This window comes from Pseudarthrobacter linnaei, from assembly GCF_055412825.1.
In genome coordinates, this window is sequence record NZ_JBVAYX010000029.1 from 1 (window position 1) to 14,250 (window position 14,250).

15 protein-coding genes are annotated in these 14,250 nt (G+C 67.3%); 5 read left to right on the top strand and 10 right to left on the bottom strand.

What is annotated here, in order from left to right:
• From ACZYZ3_RS17365 to ACZYZ3_RS17380, 4 genes are all read right to left on the bottom strand, one after another.
• Positions 1-1,066: ABC transporter transmembrane domain-containing protein (locus tag ACZYZ3_RS17365; RefSeq protein ID WP_463965050.1), on the bottom strand; the 1,066-nt coding region annotated here is incomplete at its 3' end.
• Positions 1,067-1,072: 6 nt separating this feature from the next.
• Positions 1,073-2,122 carry a cytochrome d ubiquinol oxidase subunit II gene (gene cydB, locus ACZYZ3_RS17370; RefSeq protein ID WP_463965051.1) on the bottom strand — a complete coding sequence of 350 codons (1,050 nt, stop codon included), beginning with the start codon at positions 2,120-2,122 and terminating at the stop codon, positions 1,073-1,075.
• A gap of 33 nt (positions 2,123-2,155) precedes the next feature.
• The gene (locus tag ACZYZ3_RS17375; RefSeq protein WP_463965052.1) at positions 2,156-3,757 is read right to left on the bottom strand and encodes a cytochrome ubiquinol oxidase subunit I; all 1,602 of its coding nucleotides are present in this window, start codon (positions 3,755-3,757) and stop codon (positions 2,156-2,158) included.
• Positions 3,758-3,895: 138 nt separating this feature from the next.
• On the bottom strand, positions 3,896-4,099 hold the full coding sequence (locus tag ACZYZ3_RS17380; RefSeq protein ID WP_463965053.1) for an aquaporin: 204 nt from the start codon (positions 4,097-4,099) through the stop codon (positions 3,896-3,898).
• Positions 4,100-4,133: 34 nt separating this feature from the next.
• Here ACZYZ3_RS17380 and ACZYZ3_RS17385 point away from each other — a divergent pair, with 34 nt between their 5' ends.
• From ACZYZ3_RS17385 to ACZYZ3_RS17400, 4 genes are all read left to right on the top strand, one after another.
• The gene (locus ACZYZ3_RS17385) at positions 4,134-4,325 is read left to right on the top strand and encodes a hypothetical protein (protein ID WP_463965054.1); all 192 of its coding nucleotides are present in this window, start codon (positions 4,134-4,136) and stop codon (positions 4,323-4,325) included.
• 37 nt (positions 4,326-4,362) lie between these two features.
• Positions 4,363-5,112: a DUF2252 family protein gene (locus ACZYZ3_RS17390; protein WP_463965087.1), complete on the top strand. Its 750-nt coding sequence runs from the start codon at positions 4,363-4,365 to the stop codon at positions 5,110-5,112.
• A gap of 147 nt (positions 5,113-5,259) precedes the next feature.
• On the top strand, positions 5,260-5,646 hold the full coding sequence (locus ACZYZ3_RS17395) for a BlaI/MecI/CopY family transcriptional regulator (RefSeq protein ID WP_463965055.1): 387 nt from the start codon (positions 5,260-5,262) through the stop codon (positions 5,644-5,646).
• 6 nt (positions 5,647-5,652) lie between these two features.
• The gene (locus ACZYZ3_RS17400) at positions 5,653-6,651 is read left to right on the top strand and encodes a M56 family metallopeptidase (RefSeq protein WP_463965056.1); all 999 of its coding nucleotides are present in this window, start codon (positions 5,653-5,655) and stop codon (positions 6,649-6,651) included.
• 159 nt (positions 6,652-6,810) lie between these two features.
• Here ACZYZ3_RS17400 and ACZYZ3_RS17405 read toward each other — a convergent pair whose 3' ends face one another.
• The 4 genes from ACZYZ3_RS17405 to ACZYZ3_RS17420 form a co-directional block, all read right to left on the bottom strand.
• On the bottom strand, positions 6,811-7,143 hold the full coding sequence (locus tag ACZYZ3_RS17405; RefSeq protein WP_463965057.1) for a zinc-binding metallopeptidase family protein: 333 nt from the start codon (positions 7,141-7,143) through the stop codon (positions 6,811-6,813).
• A gap of 9 nt (positions 7,144-7,152) precedes the next feature.
• On the bottom strand, positions 7,153-7,737 hold the full coding sequence (locus ACZYZ3_RS17410; protein WP_463965058.1) for a M28 family peptidase: 585 nt from the start codon (positions 7,735-7,737) through the stop codon (positions 7,153-7,155).
• Positions 7,734-8,027 carry a hypothetical protein gene (locus ACZYZ3_RS17415; RefSeq protein WP_463965059.1) on the bottom strand — a complete coding sequence of 98 codons (294 nt, stop codon included), beginning with the start codon at positions 8,025-8,027 and terminating at the stop codon, positions 7,734-7,736. Before ACZYZ3_RS17415 ends, ACZYZ3_RS17410 begins: the two co-directional genes overlap by 4 nt.
• Positions 8,028-8,317: 290 nt before the next feature.
• Entirely contained in the window at positions 8,318-10,426 is a 2,109-nt protein-coding gene (locus ACZYZ3_RS17420) for a DNA gyrase/topoisomerase IV subunit B (protein ID WP_463965060.1), read from the bottom strand.
• A 238-nt stretch (positions 10,427-10,664) separates the two neighbouring features.
• Between ACZYZ3_RS17420 and ACZYZ3_RS17425 the strand changes: the two genes are divergently transcribed.
• Positions 10,665-10,886 (top strand): DUF7455 domain-containing protein, encoded by a 222-nt coding sequence (locus ACZYZ3_RS17425; RefSeq protein ID WP_463965061.1) that lies wholly within the window; start codon positions 10,665-10,667, stop codon positions 10,884-10,886.
• Positions 10,887-11,074: 188 nt separating this feature from the next.
• On the opposite strand, the gene ACZYZ3_RS17430 is transcribed toward ACZYZ3_RS17425, so the two are convergent.
• Both ACZYZ3_RS17430 and ACZYZ3_RS17435 read right to left on the bottom strand, forming a co-directional pair.
• Positions 11,075-12,409, bottom strand: a complete 1,335-nt coding sequence (locus tag ACZYZ3_RS17430) for an RNA polymerase sigma factor (protein ID WP_463965062.1) — start codon at positions 12,407-12,409, stop codon at positions 11,075-11,077.
• Between the two features lie 388 nt (positions 12,410-12,797).
• A complete protein-coding gene (locus ACZYZ3_RS17435; protein WP_463965063.1) occupies positions 12,798-14,144 on the bottom strand; it encodes a DUF4192 family protein in 1,347 nt (448 codons plus the stop codon).
• Positions 14,145-14,250: the final 106 nt, after the last annotated feature.

The window sequence follows — 14,250 nt, forward strand, 5'->3', positions numbered from 1 at the left end:
CAAGGGAGGCGGCGTCCGCCCCGGTTGCGGCGGCAAGGGAGGCGGCGTCCGCCCCGGTTGCGGCGGCAAGGGAGCCGGCGGAGGCGGCGTCCGCAGCGGGCCCGGCGGGCGCGGCGGGCCGCAGCGGCGTGGGCTCGGGCGCCTCGAGAACGGCGGTGGTTTCGGTGAGCGCGGCACGGCCGTCGTCGCTGGCATGGTGAGCGGTGCCCAGTTCCCGCAGCGGCAGGTAGCAGTCGGGGGCGAGAATCAGGGCCAGCAGCCCGGCTTCCAGCGCCATGTCGCCATGGACCAGCCGGACGCCGATGAACACCGCGACGACGGCCACGGAGATGGTGGCGATGAGTTCCAGTGCGAGGGCGGAGAGGAAGGCGGTCCGCAGGGTTCCCATGGTCCGGTGGCGGTATTCCTCGGAGAGATCCTCGAATGCCTTGCGCTGTGCGGCGGCCCGGCCGAGTCCCACGAGGACCGGCAGGCCCTTGGCGAGCTCCAGCATGTGGCCGGAGAGCCGTGACAGGGCCGACTGGGCTTCCCGGACGCGGTCATCGGTGTAGCGGCCGATCAGGACCATAAAGAGCGGGACCAGCGGCACGGTCAGCACGATCACGGCGGCGCTGATCCAGTCGGCGTACAGGATGCGCGCGCCCAGCAGCAACGGGATCGCGGCGCAGTTCACCAGGGCGGGCAGGAACTGGGTGTAGTAGCTGTCCAGGGCGTCCAGTCCCCGGGTCGCCAGGATCGCGAGGCCGCCGTCGGTGGGGCCGGCGGAGCGGGTGCCGTTGCGCAGCGCACGCTCAAGCAGCTGCGAGCGCAGCTCCTCCTTCACGCCCAGCGCCGCCCGGCGAGACGCAACCGCCTGTGCCCAGACGGTCAGGGACCGCAGCGCCACTCCCGCCACCCCCCAGTACAGCTGCCCGCCCCACGCCGGGTCGCCGGCCATCAGCCCCGCGAGCATGGACGCGACCGCCTGCGCGATCAGCACCAGGGAGAGGGCCTTCAGGGCCGCGAGCAGGCCCAGCAAGTAGAGGGCGGCACGGTTGGCGGGGCCCGGGGGGAACTGCGGTCTCATCGGATGCTAGTCCTTGGGTGCCAGGGCTTTGGCGGCGATAGCGGGGAGGAAGCTGTGGGCCTCGGGGATGTGTGCGTCACTGACCCGGCGCCGGAACACCCAGTAGGTCCACGCCTGGTAGGCGAGCACCAGCGGCAGCCCGATGCAGGCGACGATGCTCATCAGCCCCAGGGTGTAGTCCGAAGAGGAGGCATTGGAGACCGTGAGGTTGAACTCCGGGTTCAGCGTGGAGGGCAGCACCACCGGGAACGCGGCACCGAAGATCGAAGCGCTGCCGAGGAGCAGGAAGGCGCCCAGGGACAGGAAGGCGCGGCCTTCGGCACCGGTGCGGGCGAAGTTCCACGCCAGGACGGCGGCGACGACGGCGGCGACGACGGCCAGCGCGGTCCACACTTCGCCGCTGAGCAGCTGCAGGCTGATCGCCCAGCCCGCGATCGGCAGCAGCAGGACGGGCAGGAGCCGGACGAACCACCTGCGGGCGCGGTGCCGGACGTCGCCGTCGGTCTTGAGGGCCAGGAACGCCAGGCCGTGCAGCAGCGAGAAACCGACGACGGCGAGGCCGCCCAGCACCGCATAGGCGCTGAACCACGCGAACGGGCCTCCTTCGCGGTCGCCGTTGGCGTTGATCGGAAGTCCCGTGGTGGTCAGCCCCAGGGCTGCGCCGATGCCGAAGGCCGCCACGAGGGAGCCGAGGGCGATCGCCCAGTCCCAGCGGGCACGCCACCGGGGGTTGTCCACCTTGCCGCGGTATTCGAAAGCCACAGCGCGGAAGATGAGGGCGACGAGGACCAACAGCAGCGGCAGGTAGAGCGCGGAGAACAGCGAGGCGTACCACAGCGGGAAGGCCGCGAAGGTGGCACCGCCCGCGGTCAGGAGCCAGACCTCGTTGCCGTCCCAGACCGGGCCGATGGTGTTGAGCAGCACGCGGCGTTCGGTGTTGTTCCGGGCAAAGACCTTCATCAGCATCCCGACGCCGAGGTCAAAGCCTTCAAGGAAGAGATAGCCCGTCCATAGCACCGCGATGGCGATGAACCAGATGGTAGGAAGGAGATCCATGCTGAGTATCCTCTGCGTTTTTGGGGTGAAGGCTTAGTAGGCGAAGGCCAGGACGTCGTCGGCGTCCCCGGGCCTGCCGGGGCCACCGGACCTGGGGGTGGCATCCTCGTTCTCGTCCGCGGGCTCGTGCGCCAGTTCCGGCATGGCCGCGACCACCCCGCCGCGGATGTACTTGACTAACAGCTTCACCTCGACCACCAGCAGCACCGCATACACGGCCGTCAGCACCACGAGGGAGGTCAGGACCTCGCCGGCCGAGACGCCGGGTGAGACGGCGGCGGCGGTGAACATAAAGACCTGGTCGATCCCGCTGGGGTCCGGGTTGGGGGCGACGACGAACGGCTGGCGGCCCATCTCGGTGAAGATCCAGCCGGCGGCGTTGGCTCCGAACGGGGCCAGAATCCCGAACACGGCCAGCCGCATGAGGCCGCGGGAGGCGGGCACCGTCCCGCTGCGGGTGACCCAGAGGGCAACCAGCGCGGCCAGGGCAGCCAGTCCGCCGAAGCCGATCATCATCCGGAAGCCCCAGTAGGTGACCTCCATGACCGGGACGTACTGGATCTCCTGCCCGGCCCGATCCCCGTAGATGGGATTGTCCGGCAGGTTCGTGCCGTAGTCGGCCTTGTACTGGTCCAGCAGGCTGTTGACGCCCTTGACCTCGGTGGTGAAGTCACCCTTGGCAAGGAAGGACAGGATCCCGGGGACCTCGATGAGGGCGACGATGTCATCGCAGTTCTTGGAGCCGAGGTTGCCGATGCTCAGGATGGAGAAGCCGGTGCCGTCGTGGCAGGCCGCCTCCGCGGCGGCCATCTTCATGGGCTGCTGTTCGAACATGAGTTTGCCCTGCAGGTCCCCGGTGATCGCGGTACCGGCAAAGGAGATCATGGCGACGACGGCGCCGATCCGCAGGGAACGGATCCAGACGGCGTGGTCGGTGCGGTCCCGGCCGGGGATGGCGGCCTCGCCGGGAACGACTCTGCCGTCCGCGCCGACGGTGTCGATCCCGTCGTGCCGGCGGCGCCACAGGTGGTACCAGGCGATGCCGAGCAGGAAGGCGCCGGCGACGGCGAGGGCGCCGAAGATGGTGTGCGGGACGGCGACGAGGGCCGTGTTGTTGGTAAAGACCGCCCAGGCATCGGTCATCACGGGACGGCCGTTGACCATCTCAACGCCCACCGGGTGCTGCATCCAGCTGTTCGCGACAATGATGAAGTAGGCGGAGAAGACTGAACCGATCACGGCGATCCAGAGGCAGGCCAGGTGGACGGCGGGCTTGAGCTGCTTCCAGCCGAAGATCCACAGACCCAGGAAGGTCGACTCGACGAAGAACGCCAGCAGGGCTTCCATGGCCAGCGGCGCCCCGAACACGTCGCCCACGAAGCGGCTGTACTCACTCCACGCCATGCCGAACTGGAATTCCTGCACGATGCCGGTGGCGACTCCCATGATGAAGTTGATCAGGAAGAGCTTGCCCCAGAACTTGGTCATCCGAAGGTATTCCGGCTTGCCGGTGCGGTACCACATCGTCTGGATCCCGGCGACGACGAGGCCCAGGCCGATTGTGAGCGGCACCATCATGAAGTGGTAGACGGTGGTGATCCCAAATTGCCAGCGGGCAATTTCCAAGGCGTCCAAGGCATTCCTTCTTAGCTAGGAGCAACTTCTACATCACGTAGAAAGGTTCTTCTACAGAGTGTAGAACACGCCTGGATTGTCCACTGCATCCAGAGTCCCACGTCACCCCTGCTGCCGAACGGACGCTCCAACTTCCTGCTAGGGTTGCCCGCCCTTCGCCGTCTCGGTAAAGAGGGCTCCCTGCGCGGCGCCGGAGCCCGACTTGCCGCCGCCCGCGCCGCGCCAAATGAAGGCGAGACCGACGGCGGCCACGGCGCCGGCCAGTGGACCGGCGACATACACCCAGTAGCCCGTGAAATTGCCGCCGGCGAGATCGGACCCGAACGTGCGTGCGGGGTTCATTGATGCGCCGGAGATAGAGGAAGAAAGCCGCGATGTGACACTGACCGCGGTCCGCCCCCACCGGGAAGCAATGGCCCAGTTCGCGCAAATGGGCACGCTGGACATCTGGTACGCCCGGCTGTCCGAGGAACAGCTGCTGGAAACCATCAACCTGGCCGTGTCGACCCAAAAGGGCAAGGGCCTCAAGAAAGCAGCCCAGGGGATGAAAAAAGGCGGCGCGGGCTAATGTTGCCAAAGCCCATACCAGGGACAGCCTGCAGGCTCTGTCCAAGCTCGCCGAGCTTGTGGACGGGAAGTACCGAATCGTCAGCCAGCCACGGATTGTCATCCCGGCCCGGGAGCTCGGCGCATCGTTCAGCCTGTCCGCCGATGAACTTGACCACGTGATCCGCGAGCAGCTCCGTTCCTACCGGGCCACACTGCAGGAGGACCGACGCCACCACCTCGAGCGCTTCGAAATCGTCGGCGTCGCCCGCAAGGTCGTCGGCGTCGGCAGCGTCGGCACCCCGGCGTTCATCGCCTTGCTCCTGGGGCGCGATCAACAGGACCCGCTGTTCCTGCAGGTCAAGGAGGCCACACGATCAGTGCTCGAGGACCACTTGCCAAAGAGCACCTTCAAACAGCCGGGCGAGCGCGTGGCGCAGGGGCAGGGGCAGGGGCAATGGATGATGCAGGCCGCGAGCGACATCTTTCTGGGGTGGACCAAAGGCGCGCAGGAAAACCGGTACCTGTACTGGCGCCAACTGCGTGACATGAAGGGCTCAGCTCTGGTGGAAGGCATGAAACCGCTCGACATGACCTTGTATGCCGGTGTATGCGGCTGGACGCTGGCCCGCGCCCACGCCCGCTCGGGTGACGCGGTCGCGATCGCCGCCTACCTGGGCAAGAATGACAAGTTCGATGTGGCGGTCACCGACTTCTCCGAGCGCTACGCCGACCAGAACGACCGGGACTACCAGGCCTTCGCCGACGCGGTCCGCTCCGGCCGGCTGGAAGCAATCGAGGGCCTCTAGTTCAAAATCGCTCACGACACGCCCGGGCCGGGTACTTCTACCTCATGTAGAAACTATCCGCAAAACACGGTAAATTTGAAGCAGGAGTATTCAACTACCGCCCGGCAGAGTCGATTCGCCGGGCGGCCCTCACGAAGGATGTACGGAATGGCAAGTCTCGGTGAACTGGAACGGGCAGTGATGGATCTGCTCTGGGCAGGCCATGAGGCTGCGACCGCGAACACCCTGCGGGATCTGCTCGCACAGAGCACCCGCCCTGAAAACGGTACTGCAGGCCACGAGGGCAAGGACTTGGCCGTCACCACCGTACTCACCGTGCTCTCCCGCCTGGAGCGCAAGGGACTGGTCGAGCGCGAACGCGGCACCCGCCCGCACCGCTACCAGGCAATCTCCAGCCGTGAGGACCACACCGCTGAGCTGATGCACGAGGTGCTGGGCTCCGCACCCGACCGCGAGGCCGTGCTGGCCCGCTTTATTGGTTCCGTAACCGACACCGAGGCAGAAACGCTGCGCAAGCTGCTGGGACTCAGCTAGCGCCCAATGTTCTGGACCTCATGGTTTCTGGCGGTCCTGGCGATAGCGCTGGCCTGGCCGGTGCCTATCCTGTTGTCCCGCGCCCAGTGGCCGGCACGTTCGCCGTTCACGGCGATGCTGCTCTGGCAGGCGATTGCCCTCGCCGGCGGGCTGTCCATGATCGGCGCCATGCTGGTCTACGGACTGGAACCGGTCGGTGACAACCTGCTGGCCGGCCTTAAGGCCCTTGCCGGGATGGTCTTCAACAATGCCCCCACCACCGCGCTGGGCTTCTGGCACATCTTTGCGCTTTCGGCCGCGGCGCTGCTGACAGCCCATCTGGTCTTCACGCTGCTGCTGACGTACTACAAGATCCAGCGCCAGCGGCACCGGCACCGCGAACTGCTGGCCCTGCTCGCGTCCCCGTCCGCTGACGGCCCGCGGACCATGGTGATCAACGTCGACTCCCCGGTCGCGTACTGCCTGCCGGGAGGGGCACGTTCGGTTACCGTGCTCTCCGACGGGCTTATGGCGGCCCTGGAACCCGCCGAACTCCGTGCGGTCCTGAACCATGAGAACGCCCATTTGGACCAGCGCCACCATTTGCTGCTCTGGGCTTTTGCGGCCTGGCGGCAGGCGCTGCCGTGGCTGCCCACCACGCGGCTGGCGCAGGAAGCCGTCAGCTCGCTGATCGAGATGCTCGCCGACGACGTCGCGCTGAAGACTGAGAGCAAGGCCACCCTGATCAAGGCGATCGCGATTGTGGCGAGCGGCTCCCCCGGCTCGCACACTGCCCGGATGGCCTTCGGCGAACCGGAACTCTCCGACGTGGAGTTCGGCCAGCCCGGCGCTACCGGAGGCGCCGGCGGTGCCGGTTCGGCCCGGACGACGGCGTCCCGCGTCAGCCGTCTGCTCTCGCCGCAGCCTCCGCTTCCGGAACCACTGCGCGCGGCAGTCCTGGCGGCCTGCCTGCTGCTGCTGGCGGTCCCGACGGCCCTGCTGATTGTCCCCGGACTGCTGGGCTGAGCGCCTCCGGACTGCTGGGCTGAGCGCCTCCGCGGCAGCCGGCACCGAACGCTGCCTCTGGCAGCGGCCGAGCCCGGGCGGTACGCGCGCAAGGGCCGGGCCGCCCCACCCGAAGGCGGAGCGGCGCGGCACCCGTCGCGCGGCTGTGGCCGTTGGCTACTAGAGCAGCTTGTTGGCCTTGTCTTCGAGGTCCACGTTGCCGGCCCCTTTGCCCTTGGACGTGCCGTTGACCGCCGAGGTGGTCAGGCCAAAGGTGAGCGTTGTGTGGGCAATCGCGTAGTCGGACCTTCCGTCGAATTCAGTCGGCAAGACGGGCAGGTTCTGGGACTTGAAGTAGTCCAGGAACACCTTTTCCACCAGCGCGGATCCGTTGGGCCCCTTCTCGCCGAACGCCGAGCCGTCGCCGTCGTAGACGTAGCGGACGAAGTTCGGCGAACCGACCATGTCGAAGTTGAGGTCGACGGCATGTTCCTTGACCTGGCGGGCCGTCAACTGGGAGACCTAGTACTCCGACCCGATCAGCCCGGCCTCTTCCCCTCCCCAGAAGGCGAAGCGCACCCTGTTCGTCGGTGCCTGCCCGCTCGCCTTCAGCTGGATCGCGGTTTCCAGAATAAAGGCCGTCCCGGGGCCGTTATCGTTGATGCCGGGTCCCTCCGGCACTGAGTCCAGATGCGCTCCCACGACGACAGTCCGGTCTGCACGTCCGGCGGTATCGGCCAGGATGTTGAAGGACGCAGTCTCGGTTATGGTGGCGCTGACTGCGAGGTGCATCGTCACGTTTGGCAGCGACGCGAGTTCGGCGCCGGTGTCGAAGCTCGTGCTCACCACCGGGATCTCCGGCGGGGGCGCTCCGAGGGTGCCGCCGAAGAGGCCGAGGCGGTCATCCCCCGCGACGACGTTGCCCTGGTTGAAGATGATGGCCCCGGCGGCCCCGGCCGCGGCGGCGTTGTCAGCCTTGATCCGGAAGCTGCAGGTGCCGCGCTGGATCAGGGCGATGTTTCCCGGCGTGAAGCCGGCGAAGTCGCCCGCTTCGCAGCCGCTGGTCGACGCGCGGTCACCGGCGAGGTTCAGGTCGACGGCCGTCACCGGGGGGCGGTGACGTCCCCGTTACCGGAGTAGTCCATGTCCAGGAAGTCGTCGCCATAGGCAAAGACGGTGGGCGTCGGCGAAACCCGCGCCAACGTGGCTCCGAGGGTGGCATACCGCTCGTAGGTGAAAGGTTGGCGGACCGTGGTGTAGCCGGCTGCTATCAGCTTCTGTTCGATGTACTGGGCGGAGGCCTCGTAACCCGAGGTCCCGGCCGCGCGGTTACCGCCATTTGTGTTGGCTATGTCCTGCAGGGCCTGCAGATGAGCCGTGATGATCTGTGCCGTCACCGCGGTGCGCAGGGCCTCCGAGTTAGTGCCGGTTGCTGCAAGCGCCGGCGGCGCGAAGCTGACCGCCAGCCCGATCGTGGCGGCGATGGCCGCGCGCTGGATATTCCGAGTTTGTTTCGTAGGGGTCTCCTGGATTCAGGCTGCGGAATCCGGCCCCGGGCGTCATTGCCCGGGGCCGTGCGACGACACTATCGGATAGAGGCATAGCGGGTTAGAGGGCATTTGGCCACTGGCGTGATCCGGCAACGGCATGGAGAATGCCAGCCGCCACCGCGCCGCCGGGGCCGGGGTCAGGCGTCGATGCGCTCCCGGTCCAGGCCGGCCGCCCCGGCGATGATGAAGTCCTTGCGCGGCGCGACGTCGGATCCCATCAGCAGGTCGAAGGTCTCTTCGGCGTGCTTGGCATTTTCGATGCCGACCTTGCGCAGGGTGCGGTGCCGCGGGTCCATCGTGGTCTCGGCCAGCTGCTCGGCGTCCATCTCTCCCAGGCCCTTGTAACGCTGGATCGGCTCCTTGTACCGCTTGCCTTCCTTGGCGAGCCTCGCCAGCAGGACGTGCAGTTCCGCCTCCGAGTAGGTGTAGATCATCTCGTTGGCCTTCTGCCCGGCGTTGACGACCTCCACCCGGTGCAGGGGCGGGACGGCCGCGAAGATCCGACCCTCCTCGATCATCGGCCGCATGTAGCGGAAGAACAGCGTGAGCAGGAGCGTGCGGATGTGGGCGCCGTCGACGTCGGCGTCGGTCATCAGGATGACCTTGCCGTACCGGGCCGCGCTGATGTCGAAGCTCCGGCCGGAACCCGCGCCCACCACCTGGATAAGGGCGGCGCATTCGGCGTTGGAGAGCATGTCGCCCACCGAGGCCTTCTGGACGTTGAGGATCTTGCCGCGGATGGGCAGCAGCGCCTGGAAGTCGGAGGAGCGCGCCAGCTTGGCGGTGCCGAGCGCCGAGTCGCCTTCGACGATGAACAGCTCCGAACGCGCGACGTCGTCAGTGCGGCAGTCCGCGAGCTTGGTGGGCATCGAGGACGTCTCGAGGGCATTCTTACGGCGCTGGGTTTCCTTGTGGACGCGGGCCGAGATGCGTGACTTCATCTCGCTGACGACCTTTTCCAGCAGCAGCGCCGACTGGGCCTTGTCGTTGCGCTGGGACGAGGTCAACTTCGCGGTGATCTCCTGTTCCACGACCTTCGCGACGATGGCCCGTACCGCCGAGGTGCCCAGGATTTCCTTGGTCTGGCCCTCGAACTGCGGCTCTGCGAGCCGGACGGTGAGCACGGCGGTAAGTCCCGCGAAGATGTCATCCTTCTCGATCTTGTCGTTGCCGGCCTTCAGCTTCCGGGCGTTGGTCTCGACCGCCTTGCGGAAGGTCTTGAGGAGCGCCTGTTCGAACCCGGTCTGGTGGGTTCCGCCCTTGGGCGTGGAGATGATGTTGACGAAGGTCCGCACCGTGCTGTCGTAACCGATGCCCCAGCGGAGGGCGACGTCAACCTCGCAGTCCCGCTCGACCTCGGTCAGCTGGCTGTGGCCCTTGTCGTCCAGGACCGGAACGGTCTCCTTGAACTTGCCGGAACCATGCAGACGCCAGACGTCCGTGACGGCGGGGTCGGCGGCGAGGTACTCGACGAACTCGGAGATGCCGCCGTCGTGGTGGAAGACCTCCTCATGCCCGGCGAACTCGCCCGGGGTACCGGGGAGCTTGCGCTCGTCCCGGACGGTGAGTTTCAGGCCCGGGACCAGGAAGGAGGTCTGGCGGGCGCGGGCGGCGAGTTCGTCGTAGGAAAACTTGGCGTCCGGGGTGAAGATCTGCCGGTCCGCCCAGTAACGGATCCGCGTGCCCGTAACGCCGCGCTTGGCCTTGCCCACGACGTCCAGGACGGATCCGTCGACGAATGGCGAGAAGACCGACGCCGGGTCCGGCCGGGTGCCGGAGTCCTTAAAGCGGCCGGGCTCGCCGCGGCGGAAGGACATCTTGTAGGTCTTGCCGCCGCGGTCCACTTCCACGTCCAGCCGGGCGGACAGGGCGTTCACGACGGAGGCGCCCACGCCGTGCAGCCCGCCCGAGGCCGTATAGGACCCGCCGCCGAACTTGCCGCCGGCGTGCAGCTTGGTGAACACAACTTCGACGCCGCTGAGCCCGGTTTTCGGTTCGATGTCCACGGGGACGCCGCGGCCGTCGTCGTGGATCTCCACCGAGTTGTCCGCGTGCAGAATGATTTTGATGTCATGGCCGAACCCGGCGAGGGCCTCGTCGACCGAGTTGTCGATGATTTCCCAGAGGCAGTGCATGAGTCCGCGGGAGTCGGTGGAACCGATGTACATGCCCGGTCGCTTGCGGACGGCCTCGAGGCCTTCCAGTACGGAGAGGTGCCGGGCGGTGTAGTCAGAACTTGGTGCCACGGGGCGGAAACTCCTTCAGGAACGGGACCGTCGCCAATGGACGGACAGAGCATTTTGGCGCTCTTCCTAGGGTAGTCGGAGTGCCGGCGTCCGGCGTGCTGCCACTCCTCCGGCGCCGCGCACGCCGGAACCCGTTACCGAGACGTGATACGCGTACAGCGAAAGTGGGCCATCCGTGCCGTGGTTTCGCTGCGAATGCTGGTTATATAGGTATATCGATCTACCAAGGAGGCCGAACATGACAACAGCAGTTGCGGACCGCACACTCAGCACCGTCGACCGGTGCGATCGTTGCGGAGCACAGGCGTATGTCCGGGTTGTTCTCGGCGCCTCCGGCGGTGAGCTTCTTTTCTGCGGCCACCACGCCCGCGCCGTAGAACCGACGCTCAGGCCGCTCAGCTCTGACTGGCACGACGAGACGGGCCGCCTTCACGAGAAGCCGGCAGTCCCGGTCGATTAGAGTCCGGTCGCATAGACCACGTGAGAAAGAGCCCCTCCGGTTCCGGAGGGGCTCTTTCCGCGTTATTGACCAATACGGCCTCACTCAAAGAACAGCGCACCTCACTTAACGAACAACGCGGGGTCACTTCCGGCCCAATCCTCCGGGGAGGATGGGCGGGAGGTGACCCCGCGTTGTCTGGTGCGTGCCTAGTCCAGGTAGTCCCGGAGGACCTGGGACCGCGACGGGTGCCGCAGCTTGGACATGGTCTTGGATTCGATCTGGCGGATCCGCTCACGAGTGACGCCGTAGACTTTGCCGATTTCGTCTAACGTCTTCGGCTGTCCGTCGGTCAGGCCAAAGCGCATCGCGACCACGCCGGCTTCACGTTCGGAGAGGGTGTCCAGCACGGAGTGCAGCTGTTCCTGCAGCAGGGTGAAGCTCACCGCGTCGGCGGGGACCACTGCCTCGGAGTCCTCAATGAGGTCACCGAATTCAGAGTCGCCGTCCTCGCCCAGCGGGGTGTGCAGGGAGATCGGCTCGCGACCGTACTTCTGGACTTCGACGACCTTTTCGGGTGTCATGTCCAGTTCGAGGGCCAGCTCTTCGGGAGTGGGTTCGCGGCCGAGGTCCTGCAGCATCTGGCGCTGCACGCGGGCGAGCTTGTTAATGACTTCCACCATGTGCACCGGGATGCGGATGGTGCGGGCCTGGTCGGCCATGGCACGCGTGATGGCCTGGCGGATCCACCAGGTGGCGTAGGTGGAGAACTTGAAGCCCTTGGTGTAGTCGAACTTCTCGACCGCACGGATCAGGCCCAGGTTGCCTTCCTGGATCAGGTCCAGGAACAGCATGCCACGGCCGGTGTAACGCTTGGCCAGTGAGACCACGAGGCGGAGGTTGGCCTCCAGCAGGTGGTTCTTGGCACGCTTGCCGTCGTGGATGACGAATTCGAGCTCACGCTTGAGCTTCGGATCCATGGTTCCGTCGTCGGCGTTGATCTTTTCCTCGGCAAAGAGCCCGGCCTCGATGCGCAGGGCGAGGTCGACTTCCTGCTCGGCGTTCAGCAGGGCGACCTTGCCGATCTGCTTCAGGTAGTCCTTGACCGGGTCGGCGGTGGCCCCGGCGGACATGACCTGCTGCACGGGGGCGTCGTCGTCGTCGGCGTCGGAGTAGACAAAGCCGGAGCCGGTGGTGGCCGCGGCGGCCTTGGCGGGGATTTCCTCCCCGTCCTCGCCGATCTCGACGGCCTCCACGACGACGTCGTCGAGGTCTACCTCGACTTCCTCATCGGTGTCATCGTCACCGTTGGCTTTGCCGGCGGCTTGCGCCGCGGCTTTAGCGCCGGGCTTGGGCCCGCGCTTCTTGGGTTCAGGCTTGGCGACTGCCGATGCGGTGGTGTCACCTTCGGCCAAGGCGGCGTCTTTGACAGCCTTGTTGGCTGCACGCGTGGCGGCGCGCTTGGCGCTCGTCGCCGCCTTCTTCTCCTCGGGGGACAATACGGCCTGGTCGGCGGGTTCCTTCTTCGCGGAAGACGGGGTCACAGAAAACCTTTCTAGCGGCGGTCTGTGGAATCACCATACGGGCAACACCACTATGACCCTGTCAAGTCCGTGTTTCACATCAAGCGCAATCACGACCAGCAGAGCCACTAAGTAGAACTCCTGGGGTGATCGTAATGTTCCCTGTTTCCACGGTCCACTACAAGCACTTAATACACGGACCCAACCGGGTCTCGGCAACCATTGTCTCACGGTTTTCTCAATCGGGTCCGACGCAGCGCGCGGGCCCGCGTTATCCGGCGGCACCCCCGCTGTCGACAGCGTTGGCCCGGCGTTGACCCGGTGGTGGCCCGGCGTTGACCCGGTAGTGGCCGGTGGTGGCCCGGCGTTGGCCGGTGGTGGCCCGGCGTTGGCCGGTGGTGGCTTGGTATCAGGCAACGTCCGGCTCGAACCGCTGCCAGGCCGCTTCCCTCCTGGCCGCCCAGCCGCAGAGCGTCCCGCGGCGGACCAGCTCCGCCAGTAGTTCGGCCAGCCGGTAGCCCGGGAGCTCCTGGTCCGCGCGGCGGAAGAGTGCATCGGCGAAGGACCCTTTGCCGCGGCACCACTCAATCCAACCCCTCCCGGTCAGCGCGGCGGCTCCCGCCTCACCGCCTGCGGCGCCCAGCTGCTCCAGCACCCGGTCCAGGCGCGCCATCAAGGCCCAGTCCGGCAGCGGGGGCGCCAGCCCCAGCAGGACCTCGCCGTACCCGGGAACGTTCTGCCGCGTATGGCCGGCACCGCTGCCGCCGCCTCCTCGCCCGCCACTCCCTCCGCTGCCGCCGCCTTCCCGCCCACCGCCCGCTCCCCGGGTGCCCTCTCCCCTGGGCACAGGGCCGCGCGGCGGGAAGCCTTCCAGCGGGGGCAACGGAGCCAGCGGCAGTGAAGACGGCGCGGTGGCAGGTAAGGGGCCGCCCCCGCCGGGATCCGGGGGCCCGCCGTCGAACAAGCCGAAGTCCTGGGCCCCCCGTTCAGCGGCCTCCGGCCCGGCAGCGGCCATCACCAGCACCGCGTCGCGCCAGGACGGGACGCACAGGGATGCGCGCAGGTAGCCGGTGAGCGCTGTGGACAGTGTCGGCTCGTGGGCCTGCAGCACCCGCGCCCAGACGTCCAGGACCTGGCCGAACTGGTGCCTGTCCCGCAGGTGCGCGGAGAACAGCTGCGCCCAGACCCGCTGGGCCTCCAAGACGGCGGGATCCGGCGGACCCGGCGGCGGCGTGAGCAGGGCGGCGCCGGGAGCCGCTCCCACGGTGCTGCCGCGGTAGACCATCTCGGCATTGAGCCGGCTGTTCCTGATCTCCTCCACAGGACGCCCGGGCGGTGCGCAGCACGACGGGTCCAGGCAGTAAGCGTTGCGCCAATAGTCAGCGCCGACGAGCCAGGCATCCCGCACCGGCATGCCGGCGTCGGCCAGCGTGTTGTCCAGCGCCGCCAGGAGTTCCGCCCACGGCGCGCCGTCCCCGTCGGTTTCGGTGAAGAGGGCCAGCAGCGAGCCGTCCGCCTCGGCGTCGGCCGCCAGGTAGGACGCCACCGAACGGGCAAAGCCTGCCGGCCCGGGAGTGCCGGACCAGTCCGGTCTGCCGCCGCCGCCCGGGAGGTCAACCCGGAGCGTGGCGCCGAGCCGTTTGCCCTGCATGGTCATGGCCACGAGGCTGCGGGCCGGCCAATAGCCCAGCGAATGCGGGATGAAGCCGAGGATGTCCTCCGGGCCGGTGATTCTCAGGTGATCGGGAGCCGTCATGTAGCCAGCTTCGCGGCCCGGACAGGGCGGCGTCAGGGCCTGGTTGTCCTATGTGGACAACCCGGGTGGCAACCCAGGCGGCCAACCCAGACGGACAACCCGGGCG

Coding starts and splice junctions, on each gene's coding strand:
- cydB (WP_463965051.1), bottom strand. CDS start 2,122: ATGGATCTCCTTCCTACCATCTGGTTCATCGCCATCGCGGTGCTATGG.
- ACZYZ3_RS17380 (WP_463965053.1), bottom strand. CDS start 4,099: ATGAACCCCGCACGCACGTTCGGGTCCGATCTCGCCGGCGGCAATTTC.
- ACZYZ3_RS17395 (WP_463965055.1), top strand. CDS start 5,260: ATGGCAAGTCTCGGTGAACTGGAACGGGCAGTGATGGATCTGCTCTGG.
- ACZYZ3_RS17400 (WP_463965056.1), top strand. CDS start 5,653: ATGTTCTGGACCTCATGGTTTCTGGCGGTCCTGGCGATAGCGCTGGCC.
- ACZYZ3_RS17425 (WP_463965061.1), top strand. CDS start 10,665: ATGACAACAGCAGTTGCGGACCGCACACTCAGCACCGTCGACCGGTGC.
- ACZYZ3_RS17435 (WP_463965063.1), bottom strand. CDS start 14,144: ATGACGGCTCCCGATCACCTGAGAATCACCGGCCCGGAGGACATCCTC.